21 protein-coding genes are annotated in these 17150 nt (G+C 58.0%); 12 read left to right on the top strand and 9 right to left on the bottom strand.

Annotated features, from left to right (window positions below; translation table 11 throughout):
• Nucleotides 1–168: 168 nt before the first annotated feature.
• The 7 genes from AWB69_RS11310 (at nt 169) to wrbA (ending at nt 6392) form a co-directional block, all read left to right on the top strand.
• Nucleotides 169–1152 (top strand): homogentisate 1,2-dioxygenase, encoded by a 984-nt coding sequence (locus tag AWB69_RS11310; RefSeq protein WP_231937064.1) that lies wholly within the window; start codon nt 169–171, stop codon nt 1150–1152.
• A 158-nt stretch (nt 1153–1310) separates the two neighbouring features.
• Nucleotides 1311–1715 carry a nuclear transport factor 2 family protein gene (locus AWB69_RS11305; RefSeq protein WP_231937063.1) on the top strand — a complete coding sequence of 135 codons (405 nt, stop codon included), beginning with the start codon at nt 1311–1313 and terminating at the stop codon, nt 1713–1715.
• Between the two features lie 27 nt (nt 1716–1742).
• Nucleotides 1743–2852, top strand: coding sequence for a Gfo/Idh/MocA family protein (locus tag AWB69_RS11300; protein WP_062084991.1), 1110 nt, complete (start codon nt 1743–1745; stop codon nt 2850–2852).
• Between the two features lie 138 nt (nt 2853–2990).
• Nucleotides 2991–4349, top strand: a complete 1359-nt coding sequence (locus tag AWB69_RS11295) for an MFS transporter (protein ID WP_062084990.1) — start codon at nt 2991–2993, stop codon at nt 4347–4349.
• Nucleotides 4350–4410: 61 nt separating this feature from the next.
• Nucleotides 4411–4791, top strand: coding sequence for a nuclear transport factor 2 family protein (locus AWB69_RS11290; RefSeq protein WP_062084989.1), 381 nt, complete (start codon nt 4411–4413; stop codon nt 4789–4791).
• 20 nt (nt 4792–4811) lie between these two features.
• Nucleotides 4812–5579 carry a glucose 1-dehydrogenase gene (locus AWB69_RS11285; RefSeq protein ID WP_062084988.1) on the top strand — a complete coding sequence of 256 codons (768 nt, stop codon included), beginning with the start codon at nt 4812–4814 and terminating at the stop codon, nt 5577–5579.
• A gap of 213 nt (nt 5580–5792) precedes the next feature.
• Nucleotides 5793–6392, top strand: coding sequence for an NAD(P)H:quinone oxidoreductase (wrbA, locus tag AWB69_RS11280; protein ID WP_062084987.1), 600 nt, complete (start codon nt 5793–5795; stop codon nt 6390–6392).
• Between the two features lie 126 nt (nt 6393–6518).
• Here wrbA and AWB69_RS11275 read toward each other — a convergent pair whose 3' ends face one another.
• Nucleotides 6519–7445: a LysR substrate-binding domain-containing protein gene (locus AWB69_RS11275; protein ID WP_062084986.1), complete on the bottom strand. Its 927-nt coding sequence runs from the start codon at nt 7443–7445 to the stop codon at nt 6519–6521.
• A gap of 180 nt (nt 7446–7625) precedes the next feature.
• Here AWB69_RS11275 and AWB69_RS11270 point away from each other — a divergent pair, with 180 nt between their 5' ends.
• The 4 genes from AWB69_RS11270 (at nt 7626) to AWB69_RS11255 (ending at nt 10726) form a co-directional block, all read left to right on the top strand.
• Nucleotides 7626–8324 carry a pirin family protein gene (locus AWB69_RS11270; RefSeq protein WP_062084985.1) on the top strand — a complete coding sequence of 233 codons (699 nt, stop codon included), beginning with the start codon at nt 7626–7628 and terminating at the stop codon, nt 8322–8324.
• Nucleotides 8325–8371: 47 nt separating this feature from the next.
• The gene (locus AWB69_RS11265) at nt 8372–8794 is read left to right on the top strand and encodes a DoxX family protein (protein ID WP_062084984.1); all 423 of its coding nucleotides are present in this window, start codon (nt 8372–8374) and stop codon (nt 8792–8794) included.
• Nucleotides 8795–8962: 168 nt separating this feature from the next.
• On the top strand, nt 8963–9814 hold the full coding sequence (locus tag AWB69_RS11260; RefSeq protein WP_062084983.1) for a pirin family protein: 852 nt from the start codon (nt 8963–8965) through the stop codon (nt 9812–9814).
• Nucleotides 9815–9889: 75 nt separating this feature from the next.
• Complete coding sequence (locus tag AWB69_RS11255; protein WP_062084982.1) at nt 9890–10726, top strand: aldo/keto reductase; 837 nt, start codon at nt 9890–9892, stop codon at nt 10724–10726.
• A 107-nt stretch (nt 10727–10833) separates the two neighbouring features.
• Here the strand turns inward: AWB69_RS11255 and AWB69_RS11250 are convergent, their stop codons facing one another.
• The 4 genes from AWB69_RS11250 to AWB69_RS50755 all read right to left on the bottom strand — a co-directional run bounded on the left by AWB69_RS11250 (nt 10834) and on the right by AWB69_RS50755 (nt 13483).
• Nucleotides 10834–11865: a 4-hydroxyphenylpyruvate dioxygenase family protein gene (locus AWB69_RS11250; RefSeq protein ID WP_062084981.1), complete on the bottom strand. Its 1032-nt coding sequence runs from the start codon at nt 11863–11865 to the stop codon at nt 10834–10836.
• A 56-nt stretch (nt 11866–11921) separates the two neighbouring features.
• Nucleotides 11922–12335 carry a RidA family protein gene (locus AWB69_RS11245; protein ID WP_062084980.1) on the bottom strand — a complete coding sequence of 138 codons (414 nt, stop codon included), beginning with the start codon at nt 12333–12335 and terminating at the stop codon, nt 11922–11924.
• A gap of 100 nt (nt 12336–12435) precedes the next feature.
• Nucleotides 12436–13110, bottom strand: a complete 675-nt coding sequence (locus tag AWB69_RS11240; protein ID WP_062084979.1) for a Crp/Fnr family transcriptional regulator — start codon at nt 13108–13110, stop codon at nt 12436–12438.
• Nucleotides 13111–13213: 103 nt separating this feature from the next.
• The gene (locus tag AWB69_RS50755) at nt 13214–13483 is read right to left on the bottom strand and encodes a GNAT family N-acetyltransferase (RefSeq protein ID WP_407923030.1); all 270 of its coding nucleotides are present in this window, start codon (nt 13481–13483) and stop codon (nt 13214–13216) included.
• A 313-nt stretch (nt 13484–13796) separates the two neighbouring features.
• Here AWB69_RS50755 and AWB69_RS11230 point away from each other — a divergent pair, with 313 nt between their 5' ends.
• A complete protein-coding gene (locus AWB69_RS11230) occupies nt 13797–14447 on the top strand; it encodes a helix-turn-helix domain-containing protein (protein ID WP_063977791.1) in 651 nt (216 codons plus the stop codon).
• Nucleotides 14448–14486: 39 nt separating this feature from the next.
• Here AWB69_RS11230 and AWB69_RS11225 read toward each other — a convergent pair whose 3' ends face one another.
• From AWB69_RS11225 to AWB69_RS11210, 4 genes are all read right to left on the bottom strand, one after another.
• The gene (locus AWB69_RS11225; protein ID WP_062084977.1) at nt 14487–15086 is read right to left on the bottom strand and encodes a hypothetical protein; all 600 of its coding nucleotides are present in this window, start codon (nt 15084–15086) and stop codon (nt 14487–14489) included.
• 66 nt (nt 15087–15152) lie between these two features.
• Entirely contained in the window at nt 15153–15908 is a 756-nt protein-coding gene (locus AWB69_RS11220) for an amino acid ABC transporter ATP-binding protein (RefSeq protein ID WP_062084976.1), read from the bottom strand.
• A gap of 52 nt (nt 15909–15960) precedes the next feature.
• Nucleotides 15961–16542, bottom strand: coding sequence for a type 2 periplasmic-binding domain-containing protein (locus tag AWB69_RS11215; protein ID WP_062084975.1), 582 nt, complete (start codon nt 16540–16542; stop codon nt 15961–15963).
• 75 nt (nt 16543–16617) lie between these two features.
• Nucleotides 16618–17150: ABC transporter permease subunit (locus AWB69_RS11210; RefSeq protein ID WP_156528813.1), on the bottom strand; the 533-nt coding region annotated here is incomplete at its 5' end.

Below are 17150 nucleotides of genomic sequence, written 5' to 3'. Positions count from 1 at the left end.
ACTCGCTTGCAGGCAGGGTGAGCAGTGCCTCCGTGCGGCGGCAACGTATACCTGGACGGTCCAACGAGGCACGGCTGTTGTGTGTTTGAAAACGAAGGGGATAGACAAATGAGTGATCAGACAAATGGCGGAGCACCTCCCGTACAACTGTGGACGCGGGATGGATTCATGGGCGCAATTTCTGTCGTCACCCGCTCGACATACGCACCAGACTACCTTTCCGTGGAAGGTCCGCATGCGCCACGACGAGCCGTTCTTGAGCGCTTGATTCCTGAAGATCATGACGATGCGCAAGCCCTTCCGACAACGGTGGCTACCTCCAGACTGGGTGTCAAGTTGCTTGTGTCCGGCCGTCGCAAGCCAATGCCGTATGTGGTTCGAAATGTCGAAGCAGACGAAATTCATTTCATTCAGTCGGGCACGGTCAAATTCGAAACTGACGTTGGCTCTCTTACGGCTGAGGAAGGTGACTTTGTTTGCATCCCGCGCTCGATAGCGTATCGATACGCGCCGACCGGCGACGCCATGCGCAGCGTCATTGTTGAAAGCCCGTCAGCCTTGAAACTCTCGCCTCCGGCGCCGACCGGAATGCTTAACGTCGCGCGGGACCTGAAGTACGCCAAGGTCGATTCCGGGATTCCCGCGGGTGGACCGACGAAACTGATATTGAAGACCTTGGACGGCGAGAACACGGTGTTCACCATGCCGCACGACCCGCTTTCCCTGGGTCTGCAATTGTCGGAGTCCGTTCCCGTGTGGAAGCTGAATCTGAACAAGATTCAGGTTCTTACCTATTTGCCCGAAGGAGGACCTCCGAGTCCGTTTCTGTCGTCGGGCGCGGGAGACATCCTGATGTTCAACCTCAGTTCGCGCATCTCGAGTCGGCCGCCGATTCATATCAATGCGGACTTTGATGAGGTGATCTGTTATGTGCGAGGACCGGGAGTCTGGGGAGGGTGCTCGGAGCCTGGCACGTTGACCTGGGTGCCAAAGGGTGTCATTCACCACGGTCCGGCCGAGGACGTTCCCGAGACTTATCAGGCGTGGCTGCTGGAAACGCGTGCGACGCTGCGATGGACGCCCAAGGCAATTGAGGCTTCGCAGTTGATGGAAACAGGCGAATACGGACCGCATCCGAGCGTGGGCAAGTGACTCTGGGGTTTGTGCGGATCTGCATCAGCGTTCACAAAACATAGGGAGACTACCTTGGAATCGCGACTTCAACAGTTTCTCGACGAGGCAGAGATCAAGCGCGTTCATATCCGCTACTGCCGGGGCATTGACCGGATGGACTGGGATCTCGTGCGCTCGTGTATCACCCGGATGCGATTGACCGTCACGGGGCCTATAACGGCGGAGTGGAAGGGTTCATTAAATGGGCCGAGGAGTTGTTGCCGGCCTTTGAAAGCACGCAACACTTTACCGGCAACCAGTACGTACAAGTCGATGGCGATGTGGCGCGCGCGGAGCACTACGCGCACGCATTCCACCGGACCAGGCCGGACGGCGACAAGCCCGCGATGGACTGGGTCGTGAACGTCCGGTACGTCGACCGGATGGAACGGCGAAATGGTGAGTGGCGTATCGCAGACCGGGTTGTGGTGCTGGATTCGCAGCGTTCGGACCCGGTCCCTGCCGGCCTCGCGCCACTCGAGAACTCCAACGTTGGGCGGCGCGATAAGGATGATCCGTCGTACAAGTACGGGTTCGTCTGAAAGTTACTTAATGGTTTTGAGGAAGCAATGGAAAAACGTTCTCGTGTAGGTATTGTCGGCCTGAGTGCCGAGCGCGGTTGGGCCACCATGGCTCATATTCCAGCACTGCGCGCGTTAGCGGATGTGTTTGAAATCGCCGGCGTGGCAAACACCAGTCTGGCGAGTGCGCAGGCCGCTGCGGCCGCGTTTGACATTCCACGCGCCTTTGCAAACGTGGCTGAACTCGTCGCGTCCCCGGACATTGATGTCGTGGTTGTAACGGTAAAGGTCCCATATCACCGGGAAGTAGTCGCGGCCGCGCTTGCGGCAGGGAAAAATGTCTACTGTGAATGGCCGCTCGGAAATGGACTCGCCGAAGCCACTGAGCTCGCTAGTCTGGCGAATGAAACGAAGACGCGAGCGGTGGTTGGAACTCAAGCGATTGCGTCGCCTGAAGTGCAATTCATTCGCAAGCTCGTGGCCGACGGATATGTTGGAGAGGTGTTGTCGTCGACCTATATCAGTGCCGGGGTCAGCTGGGGCGAACACATACCGCGCGGTGACGCTTATGCCATGGACTCAAAAAACGGCGCGACCCTGCTTTCGGTTATTGGCGGGCATGCCATCGTGGCGGTGCAAAGTGTACTGGGGCCCATCCGCGAGGTTGATGCGGTGTTGTCCCAGCGCCGGCAAACAGTGAGCGCCATCGAAACGGGGGAGAGCATCCCGATGAAGACGCCCGATCACGTGATGATCAACGCAGTGCTTGAGTCTGGCGCGCCTCTGTCTTTGCAGCTTCGTGGTGGCCTGCCGCGTGGGATCAAGTTGTTATGGGAGATCAATGGAACCGAAGGGGATCTGCGCATCACCGCGGCGATCGAACAGGCCCCTGTGGTGAACATCTCGCCGCTGCGCGTAGAGGCAGGTCGTAAAGGCGAGGACGGCTACGTCGAGCTTGAGATACCGCAATCGTATGACTTCGGTCTTGAGGATGCTGTAGCTGCCCGGAACGTAGCAGGAATCTACCGGCTAATGGCGGACGATCTGCGTCTCGGAACCCACGTGGCTCCGAGTTTTGATGACGCGCTCGGAATTCACAAGGTTCTGTCGGCGATAGAACAGTCTGATGAGACCGGTCGACGGGTGCGAGTCGGCTGATTGGCGACGGCTTTCATGCGACACGTGCGCCACGCGCTGCGTCTCGCACGCGGCGCTGGCGTCGTGCATTCGCTCTGATGTTCAAACTGCGAGATCCATGCGGCCATTGCATCTCTTAATAGATTTGGATGACTAACGATGAAACATGATTCGGTCGTCGATATCCAGGGCTTCATCGACGAGCACCCGTTCGGCCGCTTTCAACGACTCATTTTTTTCATGTGCTTCGTGATTGTCCTGCTGGATGGTTTCGACACTGCCGCAATCGGTTTCATCGCACCGTCGTTACTTACCGAGTGGCATCTCGCGAAGCCCGACCTCGCCCCGGTCCTGAGCGCCGCGCTGTTCGGCCTCGCGTTCGGTGCACTTGCGTCAGGCCCCTTGTCCGATCGTGTGGGACGACGGTCCCTGATAGTCGGGGCCGTGTGCCTCTTCGGGGTTGCCTGCGTCGCATCCGCATTCTCGAAGAACATTGCTCAACTGACCGCGCTGCGCTTCATGACGGGCATCGGACTGGGCGCAGCGATGGCTAACGCCGTGACCATGATGAACGAGTTCTGCTCCACCGGGCGCCGCGCCACGGTGACCAGCCTGATGTGCTGCGGATTCCCGCTCGGGGCCGCTTTGGGCGGATTGCTTGCGGCATGGCTGGTTCCGCATGCCGGCTGGCGAAGCGTCCTGATACTAGGCGGCCTCACACCGGTACTCCACAGTGCGCTGCTATTGCTCAAGATGCCGGAATCGGTGCGCTTCATGGTTGCCAATGGCAAACCAGTAGAGCGCATTCGGGGAGTTCTTGCGCGCATCTCCCATGAGGCAATCAACGTGCGCGGCTTCGCACTGACCGAGAGCGTGCCGGGAACGGGCAGCAACGGGCTCGGCGTCGTGCTGTCGCGTTCATACATCATCGGTTCATTAATGTTATGGCTCGCGGCATTCATGGGTCTCCTGATTATCTACGCTCTCTTCAACTGGATGCCAATCCTGCTCAAAGATGCAGGCCTTAGCCTGAAGAATGCGACGCTGATCTCTGCACTCTTCCCGCTTGGTGGTGTCGGCGCGGTGCTGTGCGGCGCGCTGATGGATCGCTTCAATGCAAATCTCGTGATTGCCGCGTGTTACGCATTCGCTGCGATCAGCCTCTTTTGCATTGGAGTGACGGCGGGGAATGTAGCCCTGCTCGTGCCAATCGTAATGGTGTCGGGCGTACTGATGAACACCGCACAAGCCTCAATGAATGCTCTTGCTGCGGAGTTTTATCCGACTGAAGGGCGCGGTACCGGTGTTGCGTGGATGCTTGGCATGGGCCGCTTTGGCGGCATCGCAGGCTCGTTTCTCGTGGCGGAACTCGTACGCCGGCATTTTACGTTTGTAGGTGTCTTTGCGACGATCGCCGTTGCCGGTGCGCTTTCGTGTATTGCTTTGCTAGTCAAACAACTTGCGCCGCCACAGGTCTTCAGAACGGCGCCCGACACAGTTGAATCGCTGAGTCATTGACCGCCTGGAAGAGCTTCCTGAAACATCAAAATCGATCCTTATTTTAGTAGGATTACTAATTATGAGTAACTTTTCACCAAAAACAGCATTCGACTATGCATCAGAAGTGTACGAGGCGGTTGATTCAAGGGACGAGCAGCGCTTGGTACCCTTCTTGACGGAAGGCTGCACGTTTGTCTATGCCAATAACGACCCTGTCATTGGCCGCGCAAATATTGCGGAGTCTTCGAAGCAGTTCATGTCATCCATTAACGGTATCAAGCACCGGTTGCTTGATGTCTGGTCATTCGACGACGTCATTGTCTCGCGGCTCGAAGTGACCTACACCCGCAAGGACGGATCGACACTGACTGTGCCGGCCGTGACGATCTGGCGGATGCACATCAGGCAAATCGACGACTACCGTATCTACATCGACGTTGCGCCGCTGTTCGCGCATTGATTGCAAGGGAGCGTAGGCGCATGAACCGGGCTCTTGAAGGGAATACGATCATTGTCACGGGCGGCGGCTCGGGTATCGGGCGGGCGGCGGCCATCGCTTGCGCTGCCGCAGGAGCGCGCGTGGTGGTAGCCGACATTGGCGTGGCTCATGGGGAAGACACCGTATCGACAATCCGGCAACAGGACGGCGAGGCTATTTTCGTGGCAACCGATGTTGCCGACGAAGCCCAGGTCGAAGCACTCGTGGCGGCAGCGGTAAACACGTTCGGACGGCTCGACGGCGCGTTCAACAACGCCGGTCTCGCTCAAACGAACGTCTTGCTGCACGATTTGACCGTTACACAATGGCGTCGTATTCAAAGCGTCAACTACGACGGTGTGTTCTTCTGCATGAAACATGAGATACGTGCGATGCTGCAAACCGGCGGGGGTGCGACTGTCAACACGTCGTCCACTCTTGGACGAGTGGCAGTGCCGCTCTCCGCCGATTATTGCGGGTCGAAAGGTGGGGTATTGGGTTTGACAAAAGGCGCCGCCGTCGACTATGGCCGGCAGCATATTCGCGTCAACGCCATTCTTCCCGGTGCGGTGGATACGCCCATGGTTCAAGCGCTTACTTCCGACCCTAAATTTGGCGGCTTGCTCGAGAAAATTCGGACATCTCACCCTGTCGGTCGTATAGGCTTACCCGAGGAAATTGCTGCCGCTGCGGTATGGCTCTTGTCCGATAAGTCTTCCTTTGTTACGGGCGCTGAGCTGGCCGTGGACGGTGGCTTTCTCGCAACTTGACGAGTCTAAGATGCGTGGTTGTGCACTTCCCGAATCGCAGGCGGGGCGCGAATGCGACGATTGCACTTCGATCTCTGTAGGTTCTTATCGTTCTGCCATAAGCAACGATGTGTTGCGATCGTGGAGATAGGCTCATGGTCATTGCAGGCATAGCATCTGGGTGCAGGAGATTTTCCACCGCAGTATCACCGCAGATATAGAAAGGAGATCGCAATGTCGAAAGTTCTGGTTCTGTACTATTCCTCATATGGTCATGTCGAAGCGCTGGCAGACGCGGTCGCCGAAGGTGCCCGCTCGACGGGCGCCACGGTCGACATCAAGCGCGTGCCGGAGACTGCGCCGGAGGAAGTGGCCAAGGCGGCATACTTCAAGCTGGACCAGAAGGCGCCGGTTGCCACGGTCGCCGAGCTGGCCTACTACGACGCTATTGTTGTCGGCACCCCGACCCGATTCGGGCGCATCTCGTCGCAGATGGCGGCATTCCTGGATCAGGCGGGTGGCTTGTGGATGAGCGGCGCGCTGGTCGGCAAGGTAGGCGGCGCCTTCACTTCGACCGCGAGCCAGCACGGCGGACAAGAGGCGACGTTGTTTTCGATTATCACCAACCTGCTGCACTTCGGCATGACTATCGTCGGCCTGCCTTACAGTCACCAGGGGCAAATGACGCTGGACGAAATTGTCGGCGGCTCCCCGTACGGTGCAACGACAATCGCGGGTGGGCAAGGCCAGCGCCAGCCGAGCGCGATCGAACTCGCCGGCGCTCGCCATCAGGGCGAACTGATCGCCCGGACGGCAAGCAAGCTGTTTGGCTGAGCGTTAGTCAAATCGTCAGACAAAATCTCACCGTCAACGTGCGGACGAGACGGTCAGGAGGATCGTCCTCCTGACCGATATTAATTCGGATACCGAACTGACTGGCGCGGATCTCGAGCGGCCGTTCTAACGTTGCCGGTTCGGACCTTCGCATCCTGCAACGAGTGCATCCAGCAAGTGACGGACGGCCGGAACCATGCCTCGGCGTGTCGGGAAAATCGCATGGACAAGCCCCGGCGTGCCGGCCAGACCTGGCAGCAGGTGCTGCAGGCGGCCGGCCTGAATGTCGGCTTCGACCAGTTCCTTCGGCAGCATTGCCACACCAACGCCAGCTATTGCCGCAACCCGGAGGCTCGCCAGGTCGTCAGTCGCGAGGCGCGGTCGATGCGCCCATGACGTCAAGCGTCCTTCAACGTCGACCAGGTTCCAGACAAATCGCTCGCTGTTGCTGGCCATGGAGAGAGTAGGCCATTCCTTCACGGATTCGATCGAACTGGGTGAGGTGAGTGCCGGATGGCGCGCGGTCAATTCGGGACTGGCAACCAGAATGTGGATCGACAAGCCCAACTGGCGGACGGCGAGATCGGTATTCTCCAGCGGCGGAAGCCTGACCCGGATGGCAAAGTCCAGACCTTCCTCGACCACGTCCACGCGGCGGTTGGTTGCATCCAGCAGGACCTGGACATCAGGGTTGTCCTGAACGTATCGCGCGATGATGGTGGAGATGCCGGACTCCAGCAAGGCCACGGGGCAGGCGATGCGAACAGTGCCCTGCGGCTTGGAATGCGTGCGGTCCACGATATCTTTGGCGGCCTTCGCTTCCGCCACCAGCGCAAGGCAATGCTGGTGGAACTGCCGCCCGGTTTCCGTCAAGGAAAGGCTTCGGCTGGTGCGATTAAGCAGGCGCACGCCAAGTTCTTCTTCCAGCGCGCGAATGCGCCGGCTGAGTTTGGACGTCTGCAGTCCGAGGCTGCGCGCGGCCGCCGTATAGCTTCCATGGTCGACCACTTCCGCGAATAGCCGAAGATCATTGAGGTCAGTGATTGCGTTCATAGGCAAACTTCGGCTCCTTCTGATCGTTCTATCTGAAACAACGATGCTTTCCAATTCAGCATCTATGCACAGGTTCATTGCAAATATAGCATTCGTCTCATGGGATGCACCAGCGGCGGATTCGGCGAGTGGCGCAGGTGACAAGCACCGCATATGCGATGGCGGAAAACGGAGGCGGACATGCTCACACACAGACGTTGGAAATCATTGGACAGGGCGGAACTCAGCTGGCTGCGGGCGAAATACCATTTCGCGGTCAGCGCAGACGGCAACCCCGCACACGCTGCCTTGGGTCCCCTGATTGTCTGGAACGACGACGAGATCGCTGTTGGCGGTGGTTTTCCGATGCACGGGCACCGTGACATGGAGATCATCACCTATGTGCGCCAGGGCCTGCTCGGGCATCGAGACACTTTGGGATCTGAGGGGGTGATACCCGCTGGCGATGTGCAGGTCATGAGCGCCGGCAAGGGCATACGCCACGCCGAGTTCAACCGGGGCGAGGTGCCGCTCAAGCTTTACCAGATCTGGCTAGTACCTCGTGAAGCGGGTGGCGAACCCGCTTGGGATACCAAGCCCTTTCCAAAGGGTGACCGGTCTGGACGCTTCGTAGTCCTTGCCAGCGGATTCACCAATGATGAAGGCGCACTGCCTATTCGTGCCGATGCACGTGTGCTTGGCGCAATGCTGAAGGCAGGCGAAAGCGTTCGATATGAATTGAGTCGCGCGCGCCGTGCGTATCTCGTGGTGGCATCAGGACGCATCGAAGTAAACGGCGAGCCCGTTGGGCCGCTGGACGGCGTGGCGATCACGAATTACGCCGTGGCGCAGATTTCCGCTCTTGAAGATTCTGAGCTGGTGATGGTGGACGCCGGCTAAGTCCCTCTCTTGTACTCCACCTACGTAAACTCATTTAGGAGATCGTCATGGACCGTTTTAAATTTCTTCCGCTGTTAGGCCGCATTCTGATCGGTGCACCGTTTGTCATGAGCGGGCTGGGCAAGCTCGCGGCATACAGTGCGACGGTTGGCTATATTGCTGCGATGGGCCTGCCCGTGCCGCCACTCGCATTCCTTGTTTCCGTGCTGATCGAGTTGGGCGGCGGCCTGCTGCTGCTGTCGGGCTACCGGGTTCGCTTGGTGTCGGTGGTGATGGCGGTGTTCTGTGTGGTCACTGCGCTTGTCTTTCACCACAACTTCGCAGATCAAAACCAGATGATCAACTTCCTTAAGAACGTGATGATGGCCGGTGGCCTCTTGCAGATCACCTGGTTCGGCGCCGGCGCGTTCAGCCTGGACGCGCGCTCCGGGCGGATAGTCCTGCGTGCTTCGTCTTTGAAGGCCGGCTAAGAAGACGGACTCATGGTGGCGATCGCTTGCCCGATCCGGTGTGCGATCGTCTCGTCGTGATGTTTCTCTGTTGCCTGAGTACCAGTGGGAACCAACACCATGTCTTTCGAAACGATTCCATCGCGTGTTCCATCGCAAAGTTCTCCGGAAGATGGAGCATTGCCCGATATGAAAACCAGTACCCAACCCTCCGGTTTACCGCGGGGCGCAAGAGTGATCGCCAAGCGGGCAGCGGGCCGGCAACACGGTCCTGTGAAGCGGCTGGTCAGCCCGTCCGATCTTGGAGAGGTGCTGAAACCTTTCGTCTTTCTCGACTATTTCGATAGCTCCGTGGAAGCCGATATGCGGTTTTCCATGCATCCCCACTCCGGCCTCGCCACGACGACCGTGCTGCTGGAAGGTGAGGTCGAATATGAGGACACGACAGGCGCATCAGGGATCATGCCGTCCGGCGGCGTTGAGTGGATGAATGCGGGTAGCGGTGTGTGGCACGACGGACGTGCCATCGGCAATGGGCCGGTGCGCGGCTATCAGCTATGGGTCGCGTTGCCGCCTGAGCTCGAACTGGGTGCACCCCAAAGCCGGTATTTATCTGCGAGCGAAGTGCCTCGCACCGGTCCGGCCCGCGTCATCCTGGGTCGTTATGGAAACGTTGAAAGCCCGGTGCCCGCACCCGCAGGCATCAACTATCTGCTCGTGCGGCTTTCGGCTGGAGAGCAGTGGCAGTACACGCCGCCGGCTGGCCACAACGTCGCCTGGCTAAGTATTCAACGCGGCGCGTTACGCATCGCCAATGAACCGGTCTCCAACGAGCTTGTCGTGTTTGGCGAGTCCGAAGACGTTTTGGCATTGACCGCCGACGAAGACTCGGAGTTCGTTCTCGGCTCTGCGGTCGCGCATCCGCACAATCTCGTGCTTGGCTATTACTCGGTTCATACGTCATCAGAGGCGTTGCACGCGGGGGAAGCCAGGATCAGGGAGGTTGGGGCGCAACTGCGCCGCCGCGGCCGCATTGGGTGATTTGCCACAAGAGCTGCTGCAAGAGTTGCCACAAGCGCTTTCGGCAGCACGCGAATACTCTATCGGGAAACCCTCATGCAAAACGTCCAGGTTGGTAACGCGGAGATTCCGGCCATCGGCTTCGGCACTTACGGAATGAATGCTGCGGACATCTATCGAATGATTCCCGCGGCGCTTAGTGCCGGCTTTCGTCATATCGACACCGCGCAAATTTACGGTAATGAGGGTGAAATCGGCGACAGTGTCTCCGCGTCCGGCATTCCAAGAAGCGAAATCTTTCTGACGACCAAGGTCTGGGTCAGCAACTACCCAGAGAGACGCTTCGAAGCGTCTGTCAACGAGAGCCTGCGAAAGCTCAGGACAGACTATATCGATCTGCTCCTGCTGCACTGGCCGGGGTCTGACGTGCCGCTCCCCGAACAGATCGCGGGACTCAACGCGGTCGTACGCGCCGGCAAGGTGCGGCACATCGGCGTCAGCAATTTCAACCGCGCACTGATGACCGAATCCGTCCGGCTCTCCGCGGCTCCTCTCGTGACGAATCAGTTCGAATACCATCCGTATCTGAACCAGTCCTTGCTCATTGAAAGCACGCGGCACGCAGGACTTGCCGTGACAGGCTATTGCGGCATGGCGATCGGCCGTGTCTTCTCGGACCCAACGCTCAAGGAGATCGCGGGCCGCCATGACAAAACCATCGCCCAGATCGTTTTGCGGTGGCTTGTTCAACCGGGCGGGGTTATTGCGCTTTCGAGGACCACCCGGGTTGATCGGCTGGCGCAGAACCTGGCGGTATTCGACTTCGAGCTGGATGGTGCGGACATGGCGGCAATTCACGCGCTGGCGACGGCAGACAGCCGAATTGTCAATCCGCACGGACTCGCCCCGCGGTGGGACAGTACCAGCGCTTGATACAGCGTAGCGGTTTCCCTAAAGCCGCCACAGGCGATGCGCCGGGCGCGGTGCCTCATGAGAAGAGCGGCAGGCGGCAGGGCCTGCGTGAAGCCCTTTCCGCGCGGTCAATTGAGCGAGCCTCGTTGCTGCTGGTCCTTCTCCTGCGATTCGAACAGGGCTTTGAAATTGCCTTCGCCGAATCCGTCTTCGCCAAGGCGTTCGATAATTTCGAAGAAGACCGGACCAATCTGGCGTTTCGTGAAACGCTGCAGCAGGATCTTCTGCGGACCTTTGCCGTCGACCAGGATGCCACGTTCAGCCAGGTGCCTGATGTCAAGGCCGTGCCCCGGAAGACGTCCTTCGATTCCGTCGTAATAGTTCTGTGACGGTGGTGCCATGAACTCGATGTCCGTAGCGCTGAGCTTTTGAATCGTGTCTTCTATGTCGGACGTCAGCAGTGCGATGTGCTGAATCCCTTCGCCACCGTAGTCACGGATGAATTCATCGTTCTGGTTGAGCACGCCAGGTTTGTCATGGGCGGCAGCGGCCACCGGAATTGACACGCGGCCGCATGGACTTACCATTGAACGCGCGCGCATTCCGGACATGTGACCCTTGACTTCGAGATACTGCTTCTCCGCAAAGCCGAACGTGTCACGGTAGAAGTTCGCCCAGAAATCGAGGTTCCTGGGGCGGACAATATTCGACGTGTGGTCGACGGCCAGAATATTGGCGTCGCCTTCCTGTTTGTTTCGAGCTTCAACCGGAAGCGAGAAGATTTCGAGGAAGTCGCTGTCAACGAAGTACACAAGACTATCTCCTATACCGAGAATGGTCGGCGTGTCGAGGACAAACTCCCCTTCCTTTTCGGCAGAGGCGCTAACCGCACCGCCGGCCAATGCCTGCTCGTGTGCGGCCTTCGCGTTGTTGACGCGAATGCCAATCGCACGCACCGAGGCACCATGTTGGGACTCGAACGCATTTGGATTCCCGTTGACGATGAACACGGCTGCGCCTTGCGTCATCAGGAGCATGTTGCTCCCGGACCTACCGCGGGGGCGGAAACCAAAGTGTTCGAAGAGCTCGACGAGTTCCATCGGGCGGGATGAGACGAATTCGACGAAAGCGAATCCGTCCGTTTTGACTTGGATGTTCATGGTATTAGGTAGTATTCCAAAGTATGTATTTCGGAATCGGCCGACGGAAGTGAAACCTAACTGCGGGTCGCCGCGACGACCTTGATTTCGACTATAAGCTCGGGGCGAGCCAGCGCGGCAATACCGAGAATGGTCCACGCGGGGAAGTCCGAACGAATGTATTGTTCCTTCACTTCGCGGAAAGTGGCGAGTTGCGAGCCGATATCGACGTGATAGGAAACGAGCTCGACGACATCCGTGAAGTCGAGGCCCATGTGGGTGAGCACAGCTTCGATACGCTTGAATGCCACGTCGATTTGTTCCTTCGGGTCCTCCGGAATCGACCCGTCGGCACGCAGGCCGATTTGCCCGGCGATGAACGCCAGCCCGTTAGCCGTCACCGCCGGCGAATACTGGAACAGGTCGAAAATGCGATTGCTTCCGAAGGTTGCGTCATCTTCAGGAAGACGCAGGCGCTCGATTTGGCTCATGGGAGTCCTTGAATCAACAGGTGCGGTACGGGGAAATTGATTCCAACGTGACCACTTTAAGTGACCGATCGAGCTGCCGTCTGTATAGCGAGTTACCAAATCAACCGAGAAGTTTGGACGAGTCGAGCACCCAGATGCGACGCTGCCGGAGTTCAATCGCGCCGAGCGTCGTCAAGCGCTTCAATGCACGTGTGACGGTGACCCGGGTCGCCCCCGTCATAGCGGCGATTTGCTCATGGGTCAGGGGGATACATATCAACGTCTCGTCCTCCCGCTTCTCGCCGTACAGCTCTGCCAGCCGTCCCAGTAGCTCCCCGATCCTCATCTCCGGTTTCGGAAGCGCCAGGTATTGGATGCGAGAAGCCAGAATCCGCTGTTTGAGCGCAACGATGCGCATGAGGGAAATGGCGAGTTCCGGGCAGGTCGGAATTGCCCCTGTGATAACCCTGATGTCAAACTCGATCAGTTCCGAATCCTCAGCTGCGATGGCTGTTGCGATTCGCGGAAAGCCGTCCATTGCAGGGGACTCGCCAAACATGGCCCATGGGCCCATCATTTCAAGCATGAACTCGGCGCCATCGCTCTGAAAAATCGAGACCTGGATACGACCTGAAAGCAGAAAATAAAAGGTGAAGCCGAGTTCGCCCTGACGATAAATCATCCTGCCTTTCTCGACCTTTATCTTCCGGCCGAGATGGGCTGCGCGAATCCACACGCCCGCAGTAGCGTCGTCCATATGCCACGTCTTGGTGGTCGCCGCTGCGCTCTTGCTCAAGCCTGTCTCCGTTCATATAGGGGTGCTGACGCGCGTATTGTGGCACGAACGTAAGGCGTGTCCGGCGCGACTCGCACCCAGACATTGTCGTTACAAACACGCCCTAGAGGTCTAGCCGTAAGCGCGGACCGACTTCCACAAAACCAATGGACAGGTAGAAATGTAGAGAACGTGTCCACTGCGGTTGATGCGGGGCACCAACATCCATTCGATGCCATCCGTGCGTCCTGCCCAGCGCGATTGCCTCATGAACCAGTCGCGCCGCCACCCCCGCCGACCGGTGCTCCGGCTTGACGTAGAGTTCGGTGATTTGCCCGAACCGACCCCCTGCGTACATTGCCATGCCCTCATTCACGAGGATGACACCCACCATCTCGTCGCGTTGATGCGCTACAAAACCAAAGACGCTCCTTTCCGCGGACAACACATGCTCCGCTATGTCGGTGCGGTCACACGGGTCTACCTTTCCCCCTCCAAGTTCAACGAAAAGAAGGTCGACAAGTTTGCCGACTGCCTTCGCATCTTTTCTGGTTGCACGCCTGATCTCACACACTGAAAACTCCCGACAATCACATGCTGCGTTGTAGTCGCATTTGGGATTTAGTCTGCCCTTCCCGGTGATGCCTATCTATAATGGTTGCTAGCCCGAATCGTTCAGGAACAACCACTTACGTATTTCACGCTCCATGTCCAAAACTCAAACGGATGACGCTGAAGACATCGCGGAAACTGGGCCCGCCGAGAAGCAACGTGACCCGGCTGTCGACAAGGTCTCTCAAGCCCTGGCCGCTCAGATTCACGCGTTTCGCACGGCCGCAGGCTTGACGTCGGGGGTTCTTGCAAAAATGGCCGGCATTTCTCATTCCATGCTTTCCCGGATTGAGAAAGGCACGGCAACCCCATCAATTGAGACGCTGACCCGAATCTCTCTAGCCTTGGGTAAGCCTGTATCGCGCTTTTTCGTTGACCAGAGCGAACGCCACGACTGCTCATTCGTGCCGGCGGGGGAGGGAGTCACCGTAGACCGCGAGGGCTCATCGTATGGCCACATCTACCGGTTGATTGGGCATGTCCTGTCGGGCAACTTGTCGGTCGAACCCTACGTCGTTACGCTCGACGAAAACTCGAAGCCCTGGTCGACTCACCAGACTACCGGCATCCAGTTCCTTCACGTGCTCGAGGGCAAGATGAAGTACCGGTACGCGAATCGGCTTTACGACGTGAAGCCTGGCGACAGCCTGCTGTTCGACCCGAACGCAGCTCACGGTCCGGAAGAGATCCTCACTACGCCTGTCAAATTCCTGGCGGTCTTTTTCAACATCCGGGACTTCAGTTAACGGGGCACGCACGGGTCGCGCGGCCCCCACGCGTATCGCTCAGTCGCGCTGCATTTGCGCGAACTGCTTCGATACCGCGCTATCCCGGGCAGCAACAATCTCCCCTTCGCCTACCCGCTGTTTTCCATACACGATCCAGGCGTCATCGGGCGAACCTATTGTTGCATCTACTCGCAACTCCTCCGGATTGGAATCGAAATAGTAGTGGTAGACCAAGGCAGAATCACACTCTCCCTTCATCAGCCGGTCGAAGGCCAGCGGAATTGAAACTGCAGGCATGAGCGTCGAGTACGCGCTCAGGTCCGCATAGTCGTCGGTGGCCGGTGACACGAGCGATATGGTTTCGGGTTTCACCACCTCTTTCCGCGTCAAAATAGCCAGGGCATGGCTCGGCGAGATGAACGTGTCGACAACAAAGCGCTCGCGAAAGTTACTGCCCATCACCCGTGGCGTGTCCGGATGAACCGCACACTGAATGAGGTAGTCAATCTCCTGACCGTCAAACGCAAGCAGTGCGTCGTCGAAATTGTCGAAAAGTCTTACGTCGGCATCGAGTTCGTGGAACTTGATGTAGCGACGCGCGACGTATTCATGATTCGTTCCCGAAGGCCCCAGAGTGCCGAACCTGATTTTGGACATACTTTGCTCCTGTCAAACTGTTTTTTCATGTTTGTTGGCAACCACCCGTGCACGAGAGGCCAGCGGTCACTTGTGAATCATTTGACTGAGAAATCTTTTGGCTCGATCAGTCTTTGGTTGTGCGAAGAAGTTGGCGGGTGCGTTGTCCTCGACAATCTCTCCCTGGTCCATAAACAAGATCCGGTCCGCCACGGCCTTCGCAAATCCCATCTCGTGTGTCACGCACAGCATTGTCATGCCGTCCTGGACGAGCAAGGTCAGTGTTTCGAGCACTTCCCTGACCATCTCCGGGTCAAGCGCCGAGGTCGGTTCGTCCAGCAGCATGATGGTCGGCGACATGCACAGCGCCCTCGCAATAGCCACGCGTTGCTGCTGACCACCGGAAAGCTGAGATGGATATTTGTGCGCGTGACCGGTGACGCGAACCCGTTCGAGCATCTCGGTGGCGCGCGCTTCCGCTTCCTTGCGCTTCAAACCGCGAACGCTGACCGGCGCCAGCGTGCAGTTTTCCAGCACGGTCATGTGTGGAAACAGGTTGAAGTGTTGAAAAACCATCCCTACGTCGGCTCGCACCATCCGGACATGCCTGGCGTCGTCGGTGAGTTCGATTCCGTCGACGCGGATGTCGCCTGAATCATGCTTCTCCAGGCGATTCACGCACCGGATGAGCGTCGATTTCCCGGACCCGGATGGCCCGCACAAGACAACCTTTTCCCCTCGCCGGACATCGAGCGAAATCGACTTGAGCACGTTGAACTCGCCATAGCTCTTCGAGAGCCGTGTGATGGAAATCGCGAGTTCATTGGTCGGCACGGTGTTCATGGCGTAAATCCTTTGCAATTCGTGCGGCTTAAATGTCAAGCCGCATAGGTGACTAAGCATGGAACGCACGTCCCGCAGGACTGTCCGTCCACGCAACCATGTTCCCATCAGCCAGCCGCTTCCGCCCGTAGACAATCCATGCGTCGTCAACGGTCCCGATTCGCTCGTCGATTCTGAATCGCGTGGGATTTTCGGTTGCAAGCGATGAGTACGTCAGGCCGCTTTCGTATTTCCCGGACAACAGCCCGTCTGCCACTGAACCCGTCGAGGTTTCAGGAATGAGTGTCAGGCCTTCAGTCTTTACATAGTCGCGCGTGGCCGGCTGCAGAGCGAGCGTTTGCGGTGCCTCCACATCAACTCTGGTAACTACCGACATGTCCTTGCTGGGAGACACGAACGCATCAATGACGAACAGTTGTTTGCGATACCTGGCCACGATGTCTGCGGTAGCGGGGTGGACCGCGACCTGCACGATGAAGTCTGCTTTGCCATCAATCACCATTTGTGCCGCGTCGTTAAAATCCAGCACCAGTTCCAACGAAGCCAATCCCTTGAGGCCGTGATGTTCAATGTAGCGGCCAGTCACGAATTCGTGATTACTGCCGCTCGGACCGAGCGTGATAAATCGAAGCAATTTGTGTTTCTCCGTCAATTGGGTCCAAAGGACTCGAACAGGTTTTTGCCTGCTCGCACAAGCTGTCCACTGCGACTAGGATGCGTGAGCACCACCAGAGTCTTTGGACTTAAGCACCGCATGTTGCTTCGGCTTTCGAGTCTTCGTTACACCGGGATTTTTTCCGGTACGGCGCGCGACAATCACCTCCAGGAAACGGAAGGTCTGCGAAACAATGAACGTCATCGCGAGGTAGAAAAGTCCGGCAGCCACAAAAATCTCGTACGGCGCATACGTCTCACTGACCAGCAACTTCGAGGTCCCGGTCAGCTCCATGATGGTCACGGTCGACGCTAGTGAAGTCGCTTTCAGGTTCAGGATTGTCTCGTTCGCGTACGCGGGAAGCGCGATGCGAACCGCAATCGGCGCCTTGATACGAGTCAGGATGGTCACCCGCCCCAATCCCAGCGCTTCAGCCGCTTCCACGATTCCTTTCGGCACTGCAGTCAATCCACCCATGAGAATGCGTGCCGTGTAGGCGCCGGAGTTCAGCCCTAGCAGGCTGCTGAAGTACACCGGAGTTAAAGAGGCCCCGCTCCGATTACGCGACTCTCGTCGCAAGATTTTTC

This window comes from Caballeronia udeis, from assembly GCF_001544555.2.
GTDB lineage: Bacteria > Pseudomonadota > Gammaproteobacteria > Burkholderiales > Burkholderiaceae > Caballeronia > Caballeronia udeis.
The sequence above is the reverse complement of the archived record's forward strand: the minus strand, read 5'-3'. Positions and strand labels throughout refer to the sequence as shown.